Annotated in this window: 16 protein-coding genes; 7 read left to right on the top strand and 9 right to left on the bottom strand. The window is 72.2% G+C overall.

All coding sequences use genetic code 11. From position 1 onward, the window contains the following. Positions 1-115 precede the first annotated feature (115 nt). Together ABS772_RS13320 and bfr are read left to right on the top strand one after the other, a co-directional pair. Positions 116-385 (top strand): (2Fe-2S)-binding protein, encoded by a 270-nt coding sequence (locus ABS772_RS13320; protein WP_350395209.1) that lies wholly within the window; start codon positions 116-118, stop codon positions 383-385. 44 nt (positions 386-429) lie between these two features. After that, a complete protein-coding gene (bfr, locus tag ABS772_RS13315; RefSeq protein WP_017484938.1) occupies positions 430-927 on the top strand; it encodes a bacterioferritin in 498 nt (165 codons plus the stop codon). 127 nt (positions 928-1,054) lie between these two features. On the opposite strand, the gene msrA is transcribed toward bfr, so the two are convergent. From msrA to ABS772_RS13300, 3 genes are all read right to left on the bottom strand, one after another. After that, positions 1,055-1,798: a peptide-methionine (S)-S-oxide reductase MsrA gene (msrA, locus tag ABS772_RS13310; RefSeq protein ID WP_350395206.1), complete on the bottom strand. Its 744-nt coding sequence runs from the start codon at positions 1,796-1,798 to the stop codon at positions 1,055-1,057. A 29-nt stretch (positions 1,799-1,827) separates the two neighbouring features. Continuing rightward, positions 1,828-2,328, bottom strand: coding sequence for a peptide-methionine (R)-S-oxide reductase MsrB (gene msrB / locus ABS772_RS13305; RefSeq protein ID WP_350395203.1), 501 nt, complete (start codon positions 2,326-2,328; stop codon positions 1,828-1,830). Between the two features lie 172 nt (positions 2,329-2,500). Beyond that, positions 2,501-3,373: a chorismate mutase gene (locus tag ABS772_RS13300; protein ID WP_350395201.1), complete on the bottom strand. Its 873-nt coding sequence runs from the start codon at positions 3,371-3,373 to the stop codon at positions 2,501-2,503. Positions 3,374-3,680: 307 nt separating this feature from the next. On the opposite strand from ABS772_RS13300, the gene metX reads away from it, so the two are divergent. Together metX and metW are read left to right on the top strand one after the other, a co-directional pair. Further along, on the top strand, positions 3,681-4,898 hold the full coding sequence (gene metX, locus ABS772_RS13295; protein WP_238256288.1) for a homoserine O-acetyltransferase MetX: 1,218 nt from the start codon (positions 3,681-3,683) through the stop codon (positions 4,896-4,898). 16 nt (positions 4,899-4,914) lie between these two features. After that, positions 4,915-5,601, top strand: a complete 687-nt coding sequence (gene metW, locus ABS772_RS13290) for a methionine biosynthesis protein MetW (RefSeq protein ID WP_350395198.1) — start codon at positions 4,915-4,917, stop codon at positions 5,599-5,601. A gap of 73 nt (positions 5,602-5,674) precedes the next feature. Here the strand turns inward: metW and ABS772_RS13285 are convergent, their stop codons facing one another. Further along, positions 5,675-6,934 (bottom strand): MFS transporter, encoded by a 1,260-nt coding sequence (locus ABS772_RS13285; protein WP_407942988.1) that lies wholly within the window; start codon positions 6,932-6,934, stop codon positions 5,675-5,677. 95 nt (positions 6,935-7,029) lie between these two features. Here ABS772_RS13285 and ABS772_RS13280 point away from each other — a divergent pair, with 95 nt between their 5' ends. Continuing rightward, the gene (locus ABS772_RS13280) at positions 7,030-7,932 is read left to right on the top strand and encodes a LysR family transcriptional regulator (protein ID WP_350395196.1); all 903 of its coding nucleotides are present in this window, start codon (positions 7,030-7,032) and stop codon (positions 7,930-7,932) included. Positions 7,933-7,935: 3 nt separating this feature from the next. Here ABS772_RS13280 and ABS772_RS13275 read toward each other — a convergent pair whose 3' ends face one another. Further along, on the bottom strand, positions 7,936-8,727 hold the full coding sequence (locus ABS772_RS13275; RefSeq protein WP_350395194.1) for a lysophospholipid acyltransferase family protein: 792 nt from the start codon (positions 8,725-8,727) through the stop codon (positions 7,936-7,938). Between the two features lie 440 nt (positions 8,728-9,167). Between ABS772_RS13275 and ABS772_RS13270 the strand changes: the two genes are divergently transcribed. Continuing rightward, complete coding sequence (locus tag ABS772_RS13270; protein WP_350395191.1) at positions 9,168-10,061, top strand: phosphotransferase family protein; 894 nt, start codon at positions 9,168-9,170, stop codon at positions 10,059-10,061. A 14-nt stretch (positions 10,062-10,075) separates the two neighbouring features. Here ABS772_RS13270 and ggt read toward each other — a convergent pair whose 3' ends face one another. The 3 genes from ggt to ABS772_RS13255 all read right to left on the bottom strand — a co-directional run bounded on the left by ggt (position 10,076) and on the right by ABS772_RS13255 (position 12,544). Further along, positions 10,076-11,866, bottom strand: coding sequence for a gamma-glutamyltransferase (gene ggt / locus ABS772_RS13265; protein WP_350395189.1), 1,791 nt, complete (start codon positions 11,864-11,866; stop codon positions 10,076-10,078). A 62-nt stretch (positions 11,867-11,928) separates the two neighbouring features. Further along, the gene (locus ABS772_RS13260; RefSeq protein WP_350395186.1) at positions 11,929-12,210 is read right to left on the bottom strand and encodes a hypothetical protein; all 282 of its coding nucleotides are present in this window, start codon (positions 12,208-12,210) and stop codon (positions 11,929-11,931) included. Between the two features lie 142 nt (positions 12,211-12,352). Further along, positions 12,353-12,544 carry a hypothetical protein gene (locus ABS772_RS13255; RefSeq protein WP_238256298.1) on the bottom strand — a complete coding sequence of 64 codons (192 nt, stop codon included), beginning with the start codon at positions 12,542-12,544 and terminating at the stop codon, positions 12,353-12,355. A gap of 161 nt (positions 12,545-12,705) precedes the next feature. Between ABS772_RS13255 and ABS772_RS13250 the strand changes: the two genes are divergently transcribed. Continuing rightward, positions 12,706-13,167: a hypothetical protein gene (locus ABS772_RS13250; protein ID WP_238256299.1), complete on the top strand. Its 462-nt coding sequence runs from the start codon at positions 12,706-12,708 to the stop codon at positions 13,165-13,167. Here the strand turns inward: ABS772_RS13250 and ABS772_RS13245 are convergent. Beyond that, positions 13,155-13,886 (bottom strand): OmpW/AlkL family protein, encoded by a 732-nt coding sequence (locus tag ABS772_RS13245; RefSeq protein WP_350395184.1) that lies wholly within the window; start codon positions 13,884-13,886, stop codon positions 13,155-13,157. The two genes, ABS772_RS13250 and ABS772_RS13245, sit on opposite strands and share 13 nt — an antisense overlap. Between the last annotated feature and the right edge of the window lie 15 nt (positions 13,887-13,901).

Genomic DNA, 13,901 nt, shown 5'->3' with positions numbered 1-13,901 from the left:
CAAATCGGCCGGTTTCCGGTGGCCTTGAGCGGCGCGAATGATCGGAAGGCTCCGGGCTCCGCCGTCCCTCGCGGGCAGGTTCCTTCGACAGGCACGACAGGTTGCGATCGCCCGCATGATTGTCTGCTCTTGCAACGTCCTCTCCGACGGACAGGTGCGCGCGTGCCTGCAATCGGGTCCGAGCTGTCCCCGCACCCCGGCCCAGGTCTATGGCTGCCTCGGCTGCAGCCCGAAATGCGGGCGCTGCGCCCGCACCATCCGCTCGATCCTGCGCAAGGCGCTGGACGAGGCCGGGCCGGCGCACGCCTGCTCGACCGCCTGCGAGGCATCTTGCAGTTTGGGATCATTCCAAACTACAAGGGAGCCCGAGGGCGTCGCAGCCTGAGACGAGCGGTCGTTCGTCCCGACGCCTCACGAGGAGAGTGGCGGATGAAGGGCGATGCCAAGGTCATCGAGTATCTCAACCGGGGCCTGCGCAGCGAGCTGACGGCCGTCAACCAGTACTGGCTGCACTTCCGTCTGCTGAACGACTGGGGCTACGTCGATCTCGCCAAGTTCTGGCGCAAGGAATCGATCGAGGAGATGAACCACGCCGACCGGTTCATCGACCGGATCCTGTTCCTCGACGGCTTCCCGAACCTGCAGGAGCTCGACCCGCTGCGGATCGGCCAGAACGTGCAGGAGATCATCGAGTGCGATCTCGCCGCCGAGAACGAGGCGCGCGCGCTCTATCTCGAAGCCGCCAAGTACTGCGATTCGATCAACGACCGCGTGTCCAAGCGGCTGTTCGAGGATCTGGCCGAGGACGAGGAAGGCCATATCGACTTCCTCGAGACGCAGCTCGACCTGATCGGCCAGATCGGCCTGCCGCTCTACGCCCAGCGCCATGTCGGCGGCCTGGAGCAGATCGCGCCCGAGACGGAGTGATTTTTCGGAGGCCCCTCCCCCTTGCGGGGAGGGGTAGGGGTGGGGGTCGTTCCGGACGAGGCTCGGCGGTGCCTCCTGCACCATCCCCACCTCCAGCTCCTCCCCGCAAAGAGAGGAGAGGATCGGCTCAGGCCGGCGGGCGGCCCACCAGCACCGGCTGCGCGTTCGCCCGCTCGGGGAACAGCGTCTTCAGGTCCCGCAGCTTCGGCGCGTCGTTGACGACGATGTAGCTGTTGCTCGGGTGAAGCGTCATGTAGTCCTGGTGGTAGGCTTCCGCCGGGTAGAAGGCGCCGGACTCGATCGTGGTGGCGATCGGCTTCGGGAACAGCTTCGCGCGATCGATCTGGGCGATGTAGGCTTTGGCCACCTCGGCCTGCTCCGCATCGGCAGGGAAGAGCGCCGAGCGGTATTGCCGGCCGGTATCCGGCCCCTGCCGGTTCACCTCGGTCGGGTCGAGCGCCACCGAGAAGAAGATCTGCAGCAACTCGTCGTAGCGGACTACCGCCGGGTCGTAGGTGACCTGCACCGCTTCCGCGTGCCCGGTGCGGCCGGTGCCGACCTCGTCGTAGCGGGCGCTCGCCCGGGTGCCGCCGGCATAGCCCGACACCGCGCTCTTCACGCCCTTCACGTGCTGGAACACGCCCTGCACGCCCCAGAAGCAGCCGCCCGCGAAGGTCGCCGTGCGCAGGCCCGAGCCCTTCGACGCGTCTTTGGCGGTCTCCCGGGCCGTCATCGCCGCCTCGGGCAGGCGCCGCCCGCCCTCCTCCGCCGCGGCGGAGACCGGGGGCAGGGCCGCGCCGGCGAGCAGGGCGAGGCCGGCCAGGCCGCCGATGACGTAGGGCGTCAGCGGGCGGAAGCGTTCGCGCGTCATGGTCGTGCTCCTCAGGTGTGATCCGCGGGTCAGGCCGGTCCGGCGGCGGGCTCGAAGCGCAGGGAGACGCCGTTCATGCAGTAGCGCAGGCCGGTCGGCTTCGGGCCGTCGTCGAAGACGTGGCCGAGATGGCCGCCGCAGCGGCGGCAATGCACCTCCGTGCGCCGCATGCCGTAGGCGGTGTCGACCTGCGTGCCGACCGCGTCGGGCAGGGGCTCGAAGAAGCTCGGCCAGCCGGTGCCGCTGTCGAACTTGGTCTTCGAGGAGAACAGCGGCAGGTCGCAGCCGGCGCAGGAAAACCGGCCCGGACGCTTCTCGCCGTTGAGCGGACTGGTGTAGGCCCGCTCGGTGCCGTGCTCGCGCAGCACCGTGTAGGCGGCGGGCGAGAGGATCGCGCGCCACTCGGCCTCGGACTTCTGGACCTCGAAGCCCGCGCCGGAGGCCGGCGCCGCCATCACGGCGGTGAGGCGGGAGGCGGCGAGCAGGCCCAGCAGCGAGGCTCCGGCTCGCAAGGTCTGGCGGCGGTTCATGCGCGGGAACTCCGACGGGCCGTGCCGCCCGCTGGCGCCCGAGGGAGACGGCTCCCCCGAGGCTCGGGCGGCGTGCAGGGGACAATCAGTCGCGCGCAATCGATAGCACGGAATGCCTCGATGCGCCGCGAAGACGAACCGCCGCAGGCGATCCGTCCGGGTCGCCGCGGTCTCACACCCGGAACCGGGCGGCGTGGCTGCCGACCTCGTCGAGGATCGCGGTGCCGGGTTCGACCCGCTCCAGGGCCTCGCCGAGCTGGCGGGCGCCGACGCCGCCCGGCACGGCGAGCAGCAGGCTCACCGCCTCCGCCGTCTCGCTGCGCGCGACCACCTCGCCGTAGAGGTCGTTCAGCGCCCGCTCCGTCTCCGGCGCGAAGCGGGGCGCGCGCACGGCGTGGAGCACCCAGTCGCGCTGCGCCGCCGCCGGGTCGTCGAGGGGGTTGGCGACGACGAAGACCGGCGTGCCCGCCGGGTGGGACGGGCGCTCGATGAAGGGCAGCCGGGCGATCACCTTCGGCCGTCCCTCGCCGACGAGGCTCTCCCACCAGGGCCGGGCCGTGCCGCCGATTTTGGCTTCCTTGCCGGTCTCCTTGCCGAGCCGGAAGATGCCGAGGTCGCCGCGCGAGCCCGCCACCGCCTCGATCACCGCGGCGCAGTTCGGATGCGGCCGGTAGGGCACGGTGAAGCCGAAATGGAAGCGGGCGGAATCGCGCATCCCGGCATCGCCCGCCGAGATGTCGGCATGCACGGCGAAGGGCGCCTGCACCCAGGTGAAGGTGGCGATGATGACCCGCCAGATCCCCTCCACCGTGTCGAGGGGCAAGAGGCCGCGGTGGCGCTCGGCGAGGCGGCGCATCATCGCCGCCTCGCGGCCGGGCCGGAAGGCGGAGCCCGAGCCCTGCTGGCGCTTGACCGCGATCAGCCGGTCGATGATCGCGCCGCGCTGGATCAGCAGGGCGTGCATCTCGGCGTCGATCCGGTCGATCTCGGCGCGCAGCTCGGCGAGGTTGTCGAGGGACGGGGCGGGTCGCGTGGTGAAGCGCATGCCAAAGGTCCGCGGAGGGATCCGGACGGGAGCCGAACCCGTGTTTACGGTCGGCGGCGACGGAGGACCAGGGCGACGGCATGTGCGCCGCGGCACCGCCGCCCTCTCCGCCCTCCGCGTCGGCCCCTCGCCGCGTTGACGCTCGGAGACGCGCACATTACCTCCTGTTGTCAGCCGGCCAAGACAGGCTCCAAACGACAGGCTCTTAACGACACGCGCGCGGGCGCATCGGTCCGTCCGCTCGACCGGCGGGCCAGTCTGCCGGGCCGCTCGGGACCGGTTCCAGAACCGGCACCCGGGACATGCCATGGATTCCACCCTCACCCAGAACGCCGAGCGCGACGCCGAGACCGTCCAGCGGGAGGGTGCGCGCCGGGCGGTCTACGAGGCCTCGCCGGCCTCCGACCCGCGCAGTCCCGTGATGCTGTTTTCCGCCGACGAGCCGCTCGCCATGGATTCCGGCGCGCGCCTCGGGCCGTTCCAGATCGCCTACCAGACCGCCGGCACCCTCAACGCCCAGCGCTCGAACGCGGTGCTGATCTGCCACGCGCTCACCGGCGACCAGCACTTCGCCCACCGCCACCCCGTGACGGGAAAGCCCGGCTGGTGGGAGACGCTGGTGGGGCCGGGCAAGCCGGTCGACACGAACCGCTACTTCGTCGTCTGCTCGAACGTGATCGGCTCCTGCATGGGCTCGACCGGGCCCGCCTCGCTCAACCCCGAGACCGGCCGCCCCTACGGGCTCGACTTCCCCCTGGTGACGATCCGCGACATGGTCCGCGCCCAGGCGATGCTGCTCGACCGGCTCGGCATCCCCGATCTCTTCCTCTGCATCGGCGGCTCGATGGGCGGGATGCAGGTGCTGCAATGGGCCTCGCTCTTCCCCGAGCGGGTGTTCTCCGCGATGCCGATCGCCACGGGCGCGCGCCACTCGGCCCAGAACATCGCCTTCCACGAGGTCGGCCGGCAGGCGATCATGGCCGACCCCGCCTGGGCCGACGGGCGCTATCTCGAAGAGGGCACGCGGCCGGCCAAGGGCCTCGGCGTCGCGCGGATGGGCGCGCACATCACCTACCTCTCCGAGCCGGCGCTGCACCGCAAGTTCGGCCGCCGCCTGCAGAACCGGGCGGCGCCGACCTTCTCCTTCAACGCGGACTTCCAGATCGAGAGCTACCTGCGCCACCAGGGCCTCAGCTTCGTCGAGCGGTTCGACGCCAACGCCTACCTCTATCTCACGCGGGCGATGGACTATTTCGACCTCGCCGAGGACCATGGCGGCGTGCTCGGCCACGCGTTTCGCGGCTCCAAAACCCGCTTCTGCGTGATGTCCTTCACCTCGGACTGGCTGTTCCCGACCGCCGATTCCCGCGCCATCGTCCACGCGCTGAACGCGGTGGCGGCGCCCGTCGCCTTCGTGGAGGTCGAGAGCGACAAGGGCCACGACGCCTTCCTGCTCGACGAGCCGGCGATGTTCTCCGCGGCCCAAGGCTTCATCGACGCGGCGGCGCGGGCGAGAGGCCTTTGAGAGGGGGGCTCCGATCATGAGCGAGAGCTTCACCGACGCCGCCTCCGGCGTGCCGTGGGAGGCCGCCGAGGCGCTGCCGCGCGGCGAGGGCGCGGCGCGCATCGACCACATCGTCGTGCTCGGCCTCGTGCCGCCGGGCGCGCGCGTCCTCGACATCGGCTGCGGCGACGGCTCGCTGCTGGCGCTCCTGCGCGACCGGCGCGGCGTCGACGGCCGCGGCATCGAACTGTCGCGCGAGGGCGTCAACGCCTGCCTCGCCCGCGGCCTGCCGGTGATCCAGGGCGACGCCGACACCGATCTCGCCAACTATCCCGACGACGCCTTCGACGTGGTGGTGCTGTCCCAGACCATCCAAGCGACCCGCAACCCGCGCATCGTGCTGGAGCACCTGCTGCGGATCGGGCGGCAGGTGATCATCTCGTTCCCGAATTTCGGCCATTGGCGGGTGCGGGCCGAACTCGCCTTGCGCGGCCGGATGCCGGTCACCGAGATCATGCCGGAGACCTGGTACGAGACCCCCAACATCCACCATTGCACGATCCGCGACTTCGTCGGCCTGTGCCGCGACGTCGGCGCCCGCATCGAGAAGGCCACCGCCCTCGACGCGCGGGGGCGCCCGATGCGCTTCTCGATGCCGTGGTGGTTCTGGAACCTGATCGGCGCGCAGGGGGTGTTTTTGTTGCGGCGCGGCGGGCGGGGGTGAGCGTTCCGCGGCGGCGGTTGGTCCTATGCGGGCGAAGGGCGCTTGCCGCCTTCGCCCGAACCGGGGCGGATAGTCAGGCCGGCTGACGTAGGAAGCCCGTCCGCAGGAACCCCGTGGCCACGGCCAGCAGGCCGAAGCCGGCGGCGGCGGCGCAGACGAGAGTCCAGCCGCCCGCCGCCCAGGCGAGGCCCGCGACGGCCGAGCCGCAGGCGCCGCCGAGGAAGAAGATGCCGACGAACAGCGCGTTGAGCCGCCCCCGCGCCTCGGCGGCGAGCAGGTTGACGGCGCGGCGTCCCAGCGTCTGGTCCACGAACACGCCGATATCGAGCAGCACCGCACCGAGGCCGAGAAGCAGCAGGCCCGGTCCGTAGGCCAGCGTTCCGGCCAAGGCGGCGAGGCCGAGGCCGAGGAGGATGGCGAGGTGGGCGGCGACGAGGAGCGGCCGGTCGAGGCCGCGGTCGCCGGCCCGGCCGGCGAGCGGCGTGACGACGGCGCCGCTGGCGCCGACGAGGGCGAACAGCGCGATCTGGCGATGATCGAAGCCGAACGGCTCCTGCGCGAGCCGCAGGGCGACCGCGGTCCAGAAGGCGGTGAAGGCCGCCATGCCGAGGGCGGCGGTCAGCGCCCGCCGGCGCAGGGTCGGCTCGGTGCGCACCAGGGTGACCAGGGAGGCGACGAGGGCGCGGTAGCCGAGACGCACCTGCGGCCGGCGCACCGGCAGGCGGTAGAGCATCAGCGGCGCGAGCCCCGCCATGGCGGCCCCGGCGATTAGGTAGAAGGCGCGCCAGCCGAGCGCGTCGGCCACGAGGCTCGCCAGCGGGCGCGAGAGCAGGATGCCGACCATCAGGCCGGCCATCACGTCGCCGACCACGCGGCCCCGCTCCGCCTCCCGCGCCATGGCGGCGGCGATCGGCACCAGCACTTGGATCAACGAGCAGGCGGCGCCGAGCAGGAACAGCAGCGCCAGGAACGGCAGGGCCGCGGTGGTGACGGCGGCGGCGAAGGCACTCGCGACCGCGGCGGCGAGCAGGGCCAGGACGAGGCCGCGGTTCTCGATCAGGTCGGAGAGCGGCACGAGGAAGAACAGGCCGGCGGCGTAGCCGAGCAGGGGCGCGGTGCCGACGAGGCCCGCCCATCGCGGCGGCAGGCCGAGATCGGGGGCGATCACTCCGACGAGAGTCTGCGGCGCGGTGACGTTGACGACGATCACGCCGACCGCGAACGCGATCAGCCACATCGTGGCCCTCGGCACGCCCTGGCCGAGGGCGATTGGTGCCGGCCCCGCCTTCCGCCGCGCGGCGGCCCACTCCGCCGCATCGATCCGCCGTGTCATCCGAACCCTCCCTCGGGAATTCCGTGGAGGGGATGTGCGGCAGGCGACAATATGATACAAATCAATATTATTTCAAAAAATCATGCGAGATCGGCATGAACACGCACGACATCGAGGCGTTCCTCGCCGTGGTCGAGACCGGCTCGATCATGGCGGCCGCGACCCGGCTCAACCTGACCCAGCCGGGCGTGACCCGCCGGGTGCAGAATCTCGAGGAGCATCTCGGCGTCGCCCTGTTCGAGCGGCCGGGTAAACCGTTGCGTCCGACGCTCGCCGGCCGCGAGGCCTACGAGCACGGGCGCCGGGTGGTCCAGGCGATCGACGACCTGCGCAGCGGCGCGGCGCCGGGCGGCGCGGTCCGCGGCGAGATGCGGCTGGGCGTGACCCCGGACCTGTCCGAGCCGCTCCTCGCCGCACCGGTCGACAGCCTGCGGGCGGCCTTTCCCGAACTGATGCTGCGCCTGACCATGTCCTGGTCGGCGCCGCTTCTGGAGCAGCTGCAGCGCAACCAGATCGATGCCGCCGCCCTCAGCCTGCCGGACGGTGCGGAGCCGCCGGACGGTCTCGCCGCCGAGGCGATCGACCGGCAGGCGGTGCTCGTCGTGGCCGCGCACGGGGCCGATCTGCCCGAGGGCGTGGCCGAGGGCGTGGCTTTGCGCGACCTCGCACGCCATCCCTGGATCCTCAGCCAGGACAGCTGCGGCTACCGCGTCACCCTGCGCCGCCGGTTCGAGGCCGAGAACCTGCCCTTCACCGTCGGGATCGAGGCGCCGACCGCGGATCTGCGGCTGTCGCTCGCGGCCCGCGGCCTCGGGCTCGCCCTGGTCACCCCGGGGCGGCTCGACCGCAGCCCCTGGCGCGACCGCCTGCGGATCGTCGCGGTCTCGGATTTCGCGCCGGTGATCCGCTCCTGGCTGCTCCATCGCCCGGCCACGGGCCGCCTGCACCGTCCGCTGGCGGCCCTGCGCACGGCCCTGCGCGACGCGGTCGCCGGCTAGGTCTCACAGCGTCCCGGACGTGTCCGTCGCCGGCGCCGCGCCGCCCATAGCCACGGCGACGGGGTGGCCGTGGCGGGCGAGGTCGGCGCGGCCCTCGGCCAGCAGCGCGTCGGAGGCGGTCTCGATGCGGGTCTGGACCTCGTTGAGGAATTCGGTGCGGGACAGGCCCGGCGGGATCACCGGCAGGAACTCGATCACCGTCGTGCCCGGCATCCGGCGAAAGCCGCGGCGGCGCCAGTAGAGGCCGGTGTTCAGCGCCACCGGCAGGCAGGGCACGTTCAGCGCGGCGTAGAGGTGGGAGGCGCCCTGCTTGTAGGCCGGCGGCGCCCCGGCCGGGCGGCGGGTGCCTTCGGGGAAGATGATGAGCTGGCGCCCGTCGCGGATCGCCTCGGCCGCCGCCGCGTTCAGCGCGGTCATGGTCTTGGCGCCCTTGGAGCGGTCGATCGGGACCATGCCGCCCCGGCCGAGATACCAGCCGATCACGGGGATCCACATCAGCTCGCGCTTGAGCACGTAGGCGAAGTCCTCGAACGGCACGGTGAGCGCCAGGGTCTCCAGGGCCGACTGGTGCTTGGCCGCCACCAGCAGCGGACCCTTCGGGATGTTCTCCAGGCCGCGGAACTCCACCCGCGTCCCGCCGACGACCCGCAGCAGGGTCATCACCGTGCGGCCCCAGAACTGCGCCACCCGGATCACGCCCCTGCGCGCGGCGAGCGCCGGCATGCCGAAGACCGCGATCAGGGTCGTCGCGACGTAGAACGAGAGGTTGAAGGCGAGCGAGCGGAAGAGGAGCATCGTTAGTCCGCGTGAGAATGCCGCTCCTTTATCGCGGGTGCCCGCGCTTGCCCACCGCCGCAGCACGGAAACCCGCCGCCTCCCCGCGGCACCCGACGTGAGATCCCGCACCGACCGCCGCGCGCGTCCCCGGCACGCTGCCGCGGCAGCAAGGGTTTCCGCCCGAGGTCGGTTCGAGACCGGCGAAGACGACCGGCGGAGCGCGGCAGGTTTCTGCGCGCGGTGATCCAAGCATACTCTCTGCCGTTCTAGGATTTAATTCTGATAATCCGCCCGGGTTATGCTGGGTGCTCGCAATCTATACGCTGCTTTGTCTCGAAACATTGTGTAACAAATGACGTTTACGCTCGCTGAGCGGATCGGTATCTGTCGGGCAAGGGGACGCAGAGGGTGTTCGCGAGCGAACGCACCCTCCTTGGAGCACGCGCGGAGCGGCATCCATGGTCTGCGCCCTGTCCCTTCACGTCCCCTGCCCGCCCCGCACGGGGCCGGACCGCATCGGGGCCGGCCGTTCCTCGGAGGTGTTCGCCGAGGGGCCGGACCGGGTGGTGAAGCTCTACCGGCAGCCGTTCGAGCCGGAGGCGGTGGCGAACGAGTTGGCGGCGAGCCGCCTCGCGCACGGATTCGGCCTGCCGGTGCCGGAGGCGTTCGGCCTCGTCGGCCGGGCCGGGCGCACCGGCATCCTGTTCGTGCGCCTCGACGGTCCGCCGATGACCGCGCGCTACGCCTGCAATCCGTTGGGGCTGCTCCTGGCGCTGCGGCGCGTGGCGCGGATCCAGCACGCGATCCACGCCTGTCCCGCCCCCGGCCTGCCCTCGCTGCACGCCCTGCTCCGTCGGCAGATCGCGGGCGCGCGGGTGCCGGAGCCGCTGCGGCAGGCGGCGCTCGCCGCCCTCGACCGCCTGCCGGCGGGCGACCGCCTCTGCCACGGCGACGTGCATCCCGGCAACGTGATCGCGACCCGCGCGGGGCTGCAGCTGATCGATTGGCAGAAGGCCGCCGCCGGTGATCCGGCCGCGGACGTCGCCCGCTCCGAACTGGTGCTGCGCTACGGCCGGTTCGGTCCCGCCTGGTTCAGCCGACTCGGCCCCGTGCGGCTGGCGCGCCGGCTGATCGCGGCGTGGTACGTGGCGAGCTACCGCGCGGCGAGCGGCCTGCCGCGGGAGGCGATCGCGGCGTGGCGCCTGCCGGTGGCGGTCTCACGCCTGTTCGGCCACCCCTCCGACACCGACGCCGAGCTCCTCGCAGCGATCGAGAGGCTGGCGCGCAAAAGTCCGGATTTCGAAAAGGCGAGCCTTTTCGCGGGTCCAGGGCAGAGCCCTGGTCTCGGATAGCCGAAGCGCCGTCTTCAGGGCCCTTCCGCCAGCGTCCCCCGCTGGCGCGGATCGGACGCGCCGGCGAGCAGCCCGTCCTCGGCCATGACCGAATTGGCCGAGCCCGAGGTCGCGCCGACCTTCACGTTGTGGCCCTTGGCCCGCAGCAGGTCGAGGGTGTCGGGCGAGACCCCCTCCTCGACCATCAGCACGTCGGGCTGCCACTGGTGGTGGATGCGCGGCGCCGCGACGGCCTGGGCGAGGTTCATGCGGAAATCGAGCACGTTCACGATGACCTGCAGCACCGTCGTGATGATGCGGCTGCCGCCGGGGCTGCCGGTGACGAGGAACAGCCTTCCGTCCCGGAACACGAAGGTGGGCGTCATCGAGGAGAGCGGGCGCGCCCCCGGCGCCACGGCGTTGGCCTCGCCGCCGACGAGGCCGTAGGCGTTGCGCGCGCCGGTCTTGGCGGCGAAATCGTCCATCTCGTTGTTGAGCAGCACCCCCGTCCCCTCGGCGACGAGCCCGATCCCGTAGGAGAAGTTCAGGGTGTAGGTGTTGGAGACCGCGTTCCCCTCCGCATCCACCACCGAGAAATGCGTGGTCTGGTCGGATTCGTGCGGAACCGGGTTGCCCGCGCTCACCTCGGCCGCGGACTTCGCCCGATCGGGATCGATCTTCTCGCGCAGGGTCGCGGCGTAGGATTTGGCGGTGAGCCCGGCGACCGGCACCGTGGTCCGCGCCGGATCGCCGAGCCAGGTGGCGCGGTCGGCGTAGGCCGGCTTCATCGCCTCGGCGAGGATGTGCAGCGCCCCCGCGCTGCCCGCGCCCATGCCGGCGAGGTCGTAGCCCTCGAGGATGTTGAGGATCTCGATCAGATGCACCCCGCCGGAGCTCGGCGGCGGCATCGAGACGATCTCGTAGCCGCGATAGAGACCGCGCACGGGCGTGCGGATCTCCGGGCGGTAGGCGGCGAGGTCGGCCGCCGTCATGATCCCGCCCGCGCCCTGCACCGCCGCCGCGATCTTTTGCGCGATCGGCCCCTCGTAGAAGGCGTCCGGCCCCCGCTCGGCGATCGTCTTCAGGGTGTCGGCGAGGTCGGTCTGGCGCAGAATCGCGCCGCGCGGGAGCACGTGGTCGCCGTCAAAGAACACCGCCCGGCTCGACGGCCATTGCCCGAGGAGCCCCGAAGCCCGCGGCAGGGAATCGGCCAGCCCCGATTCGACCGGGATGCCGTCGCGGGCGAGCCGTTCCGCCGGGGCGATCAGCTCGGCCAGGGTGAGCTTGCCCGAACCGTAGCGCCGGTGGGCCTCGGCGAGGCCCCGCACCGTGCCGGGCACGCCCACCGCCTTGCCCGTCCGGGTGGAGGCGGCGCGGTCCGGCTCCCCTTGCGGGTTCAGGAACATGTCGGCGGTGGCGGCGGCCGGGGCGGTCTCGCGGTAATCGATCGCCCAATTCTCGTTGGTCCCGGCCCGGTGCACCATCATGAAGCCGCCGCCGCCGAGATTGCCCGCCCGCGGCAGGGTGACGGCGAGCGCGAAGCCGACCGCCACCGCCGCATCCACGGCGTTGCCGCCCTTCCGCAGGATCTCGACGCCGACGCGGGTGGCGCGCGCGTCCTGCGACGAGACCATGCCGCGGCTGGCGAGCACCGGCAGCAGGCGCGCCTCGTCCGACTGGATCGGCGGCGGCTCGGGCGCGGGCGGCACCGCCTGCGCGCGGGCCGGGGCCGCGAGGGATGCGGCCAAGGGCACGGCCAAGGATGCGGCCAGGGACGCGACGACGAGGAGCGCGCGGGCGGAGCGAACGGGCGAGGTCGGGCTCATGCCCCGAACTTATCGCAAATGCGCGGCGCGGCCATGCTGTGCCGGCGGCGCGCCGTCCGGATCTATTGGCCGCTCAGGGACGGGCCGCCCGCGGTGCCGCCGGTGCCGGGCGGTCCGCTCGTCGGCGTGCCGCCGATCACGGCGCCCGGCGTGCCGCCGATGACCGCCGGCTCGTTCGGGGTGCCGGCCGGGGGAACGGCCGTGCTCGGGCCGGGCACCGGCCGCGGTCCGGTGGCCGAGGCTTTCGGGCTCGGCGGCGTGGGCCGCCCTTCCTCGGCGCCCTGGGCCGCGGCGATCGTCGGGATGCTCAGCGCCAGAGCCAGGGCGATGGTGGTGAGCCGCATGGGGTGTCCTGTCCGAGGGGCGTTGCGTCTCCCAACCCGGCTTCTCCCGGAAAGTTCGTGCGGACCGCGCCCGACGGCGCCCCCGATCCGACCGGCGGCCGGATCGAGAGCGCCGTCGGACGCGGTCCGGTCGGTCGCGGTTCTAGGCGGCGTCCCCCGCGTCGTCCCCATCGAGGATCGATTCCAGGTCGCCGGTGAGCGCGTCGAGCTGCTCCGAGGTCGCGCGGATCTTGAACTTGGTTCCGTCCTCCGCCTCGACCGCGATCTCGATATGGTCGTCGACCTGCGCGGCGAGCGCCTGTTTGAGGGTGTAGGTGGTCACGTCCTGGGCCATGCGGTCTCCCGGTGCGGCGATGATCGTTGGGAGGTGGGAAGCACCGTGAGGCGGACTCGTTCCTTCGAACGGCTTTTTGATCGGCTCTTCTTGATCGACTCTTCGGCTCGGTCGGCACGCCGTTAAGCCGGCCTTGATGGCTTCCGGAGCATCTCGCCGCCATGAACGCGCCGAAGCTCCTCATTGCTCCGTTCCTGGCTCCGTTCCTGGCTCCGTTCGTGGCCTTGTCCGTGATCGGCGCCGGCCCGGCGGCGGCCGGGACGCGCGATCTCGAGACCCTCGAAGAGACGTGGCACGGCTGCGTGCGGGAGGCCTATGCCCGGCAGCCGCCGGGCCAGAGCCGGGCCGGCGCCCAGCGCAACGTCCTCGACGAGTGCCGGGAGCACGAGGACCGGCTGGTGGCCGCCACGATGCGCGAACAGGACCGCGCGGACGAGGCCGCGCGGAGGGCCGGCCTCCCCTTGTCGATCCGGGCAGGGGCCGGGACTTGGGCCTGGGCGGCCTCCGTCGCGGCCTACGTCGTCGATCCCGTGACCTCCTGGCTGCAGGGCTGGCGGCCGCCGGCGCCCGAGGGCGAATCCCGCCGGACCGGCCTGAGACCGGCCGCCGCTCAGAAGCGGTAGCCGATGCCCGCGCCGATGATCAGCATGTCGAGCCGCACGGTCGCGCTGCCGGGGCCGATGCGGGAGACCTGCGGCGGTAGGAAGATCTTCTTGATCTCCATGTTGGCGTACCACTCGCCGACGAGGTGGTAGTCGAAGCCGGCCTGGAGCATCGGCCCCAGTTGCGGGTCGGCCTTCATCGCGGTGACGAGCGGCTTCGCAGGCTCGTAGGCGAGCGGGTGCGTGTAGCCGGCGCCCGCACCGAGATACGGGTTGAAGGCGGCGCGGGGGAAGAGATGGACCTGGACCGCGCCGGTCATGGCGAGGCTCCAGGTCGTGCCGATCGGCAGGTCGCCGATGAGCGAGCCGCGGATCGAGGTCCGGGTCGAGACGACGCCGACCTGGCCCGCGACCGCGACGTGATCGGACAGGAAATACGTCACGTCGAGATCCGGCAGGGGGCGCGCCGGGGTGACGACGCGTCCGCCGATCGGCTCGACCCGCGAGAACTGGCCGACCGGGATGGCGCCGACGACCCGGCCGCGGACGAGGAGGCTCCCGGCGGTCAACGCACCGGTCGCGGCACCGGTCGCCGTACCGGTCAACGCATCCCCGGTCGCCGTGTCCGACGCCCGACAGGGGGTGGAGGCCGCGAACAGGCAGAGCGCGGCCGCGAGAGCGACGCGCCGGCGCGGCGCGCGCCCGGAGCAGGGGGGAGACGGGACGAGACGGTCGAACATGGCGCCTGCGTTTCG

Source organism: Methylorubrum podarium (genome assembly GCF_040270385.1).
Taxonomy (GTDB): Bacteria; Pseudomonadota; Alphaproteobacteria; order Rhizobiales; family Beijerinckiaceae; genus Methylobacterium; species Methylobacterium podarium.
The sequence above is the reverse complement of the archived record's forward strand: the minus strand, read 5'-3'. Positions and strand labels throughout refer to the sequence as shown.

Bases quoted from the DNA above. Each gene is read 5' to 3' on its own strand.
- ABS772_RS13320 (WP_350395209.1), top strand. From the start codon at position 116: ATGATTGTCTGCTCTTGCAACGTCCTCTCCGACGGACAGGTGCGCGCG.
- bfr (WP_017484938.1), top strand. From the start codon at position 430: ATGAAGGGCGATGCCAAGGTCATCGAGTATCTCAACCGGGGCCTGCGC.
- msrA (WP_350395206.1), bottom strand. From the start codon at position 1,798: ATGACGCGCGAACGCTTCCGCCCGCTGACGCCCTACGTCATCGGCGGC.
- msrB (WP_350395203.1), bottom strand. From the start codon at position 2,328: ATGAACCGCCGCCAGACCTTGCGAGCCGGAGCCTCGCTGCTGGGCCTG.
- ABS772_RS13300 (WP_350395201.1), bottom strand. From the start codon at position 3,373: ATGCGCTTCACCACGCGACCCGCCCCGTCCCTCGACAACCTCGCCGAG.
- metX (WP_238256288.1), top strand. From the start codon at position 3,681: ATGGATTCCACCCTCACCCAGAACGCCGAGCGCGACGCCGAGACCGTC.
- metW (WP_350395198.1), top strand. From the start codon at position 4,915: ATGAGCGAGAGCTTCACCGACGCCGCCTCCGGCGTGCCGTGGGAGGCC.
- ABS772_RS13285 (WP_407942988.1), bottom strand. From the start codon at position 6,934: ATGACACGGCGGATCGATGCGGCGGAGTGGGCCGCCGCGCGGCGGAAG.
- ABS772_RS13280 (WP_350395196.1), top strand. From the start codon at position 7,030: ATGAACACGCACGACATCGAGGCGTTCCTCGCCGTGGTCGAGACCGGC.
- ABS772_RS13275 (WP_350395194.1), bottom strand. From the start codon at position 8,727: ATGCTCCTCTTCCGCTCGCTCGCCTTCAACCTCTCGTTCTACGTCGCG.
- ABS772_RS13270 (WP_350395191.1), top strand. From the start codon at position 9,168: ATGGTCTGCGCCCTGTCCCTTCACGTCCCCTGCCCGCCCCGCACGGGG.
- ggt (WP_350395189.1), bottom strand. From the start codon at position 11,866: ATGAGCCCGACCTCGCCCGTTCGCTCCGCCCGCGCGCTCCTCGTCGTC.
- ABS772_RS13260 (WP_350395186.1), bottom strand. From the start codon at position 12,210: ATGCGGCTCACCACCATCGCCCTGGCTCTGGCGCTGAGCATCCCGACG.
- ABS772_RS13255 (WP_238256298.1), bottom strand. From the start codon at position 12,544: ATGGCCCAGGACGTGACCACCTACACCCTCAAACAGGCGCTCGCCGCG.
- ABS772_RS13250 (WP_238256299.1), top strand. From the start codon at position 12,706: ATGAACGCGCCGAAGCTCCTCATTGCTCCGTTCCTGGCTCCGTTCCTG.
- ABS772_RS13245 (WP_350395184.1), bottom strand. From the start codon at position 13,886: ATGTTCGACCGTCTCGTCCCGTCTCCCCCCTGCTCCGGGCGCGCGCCG.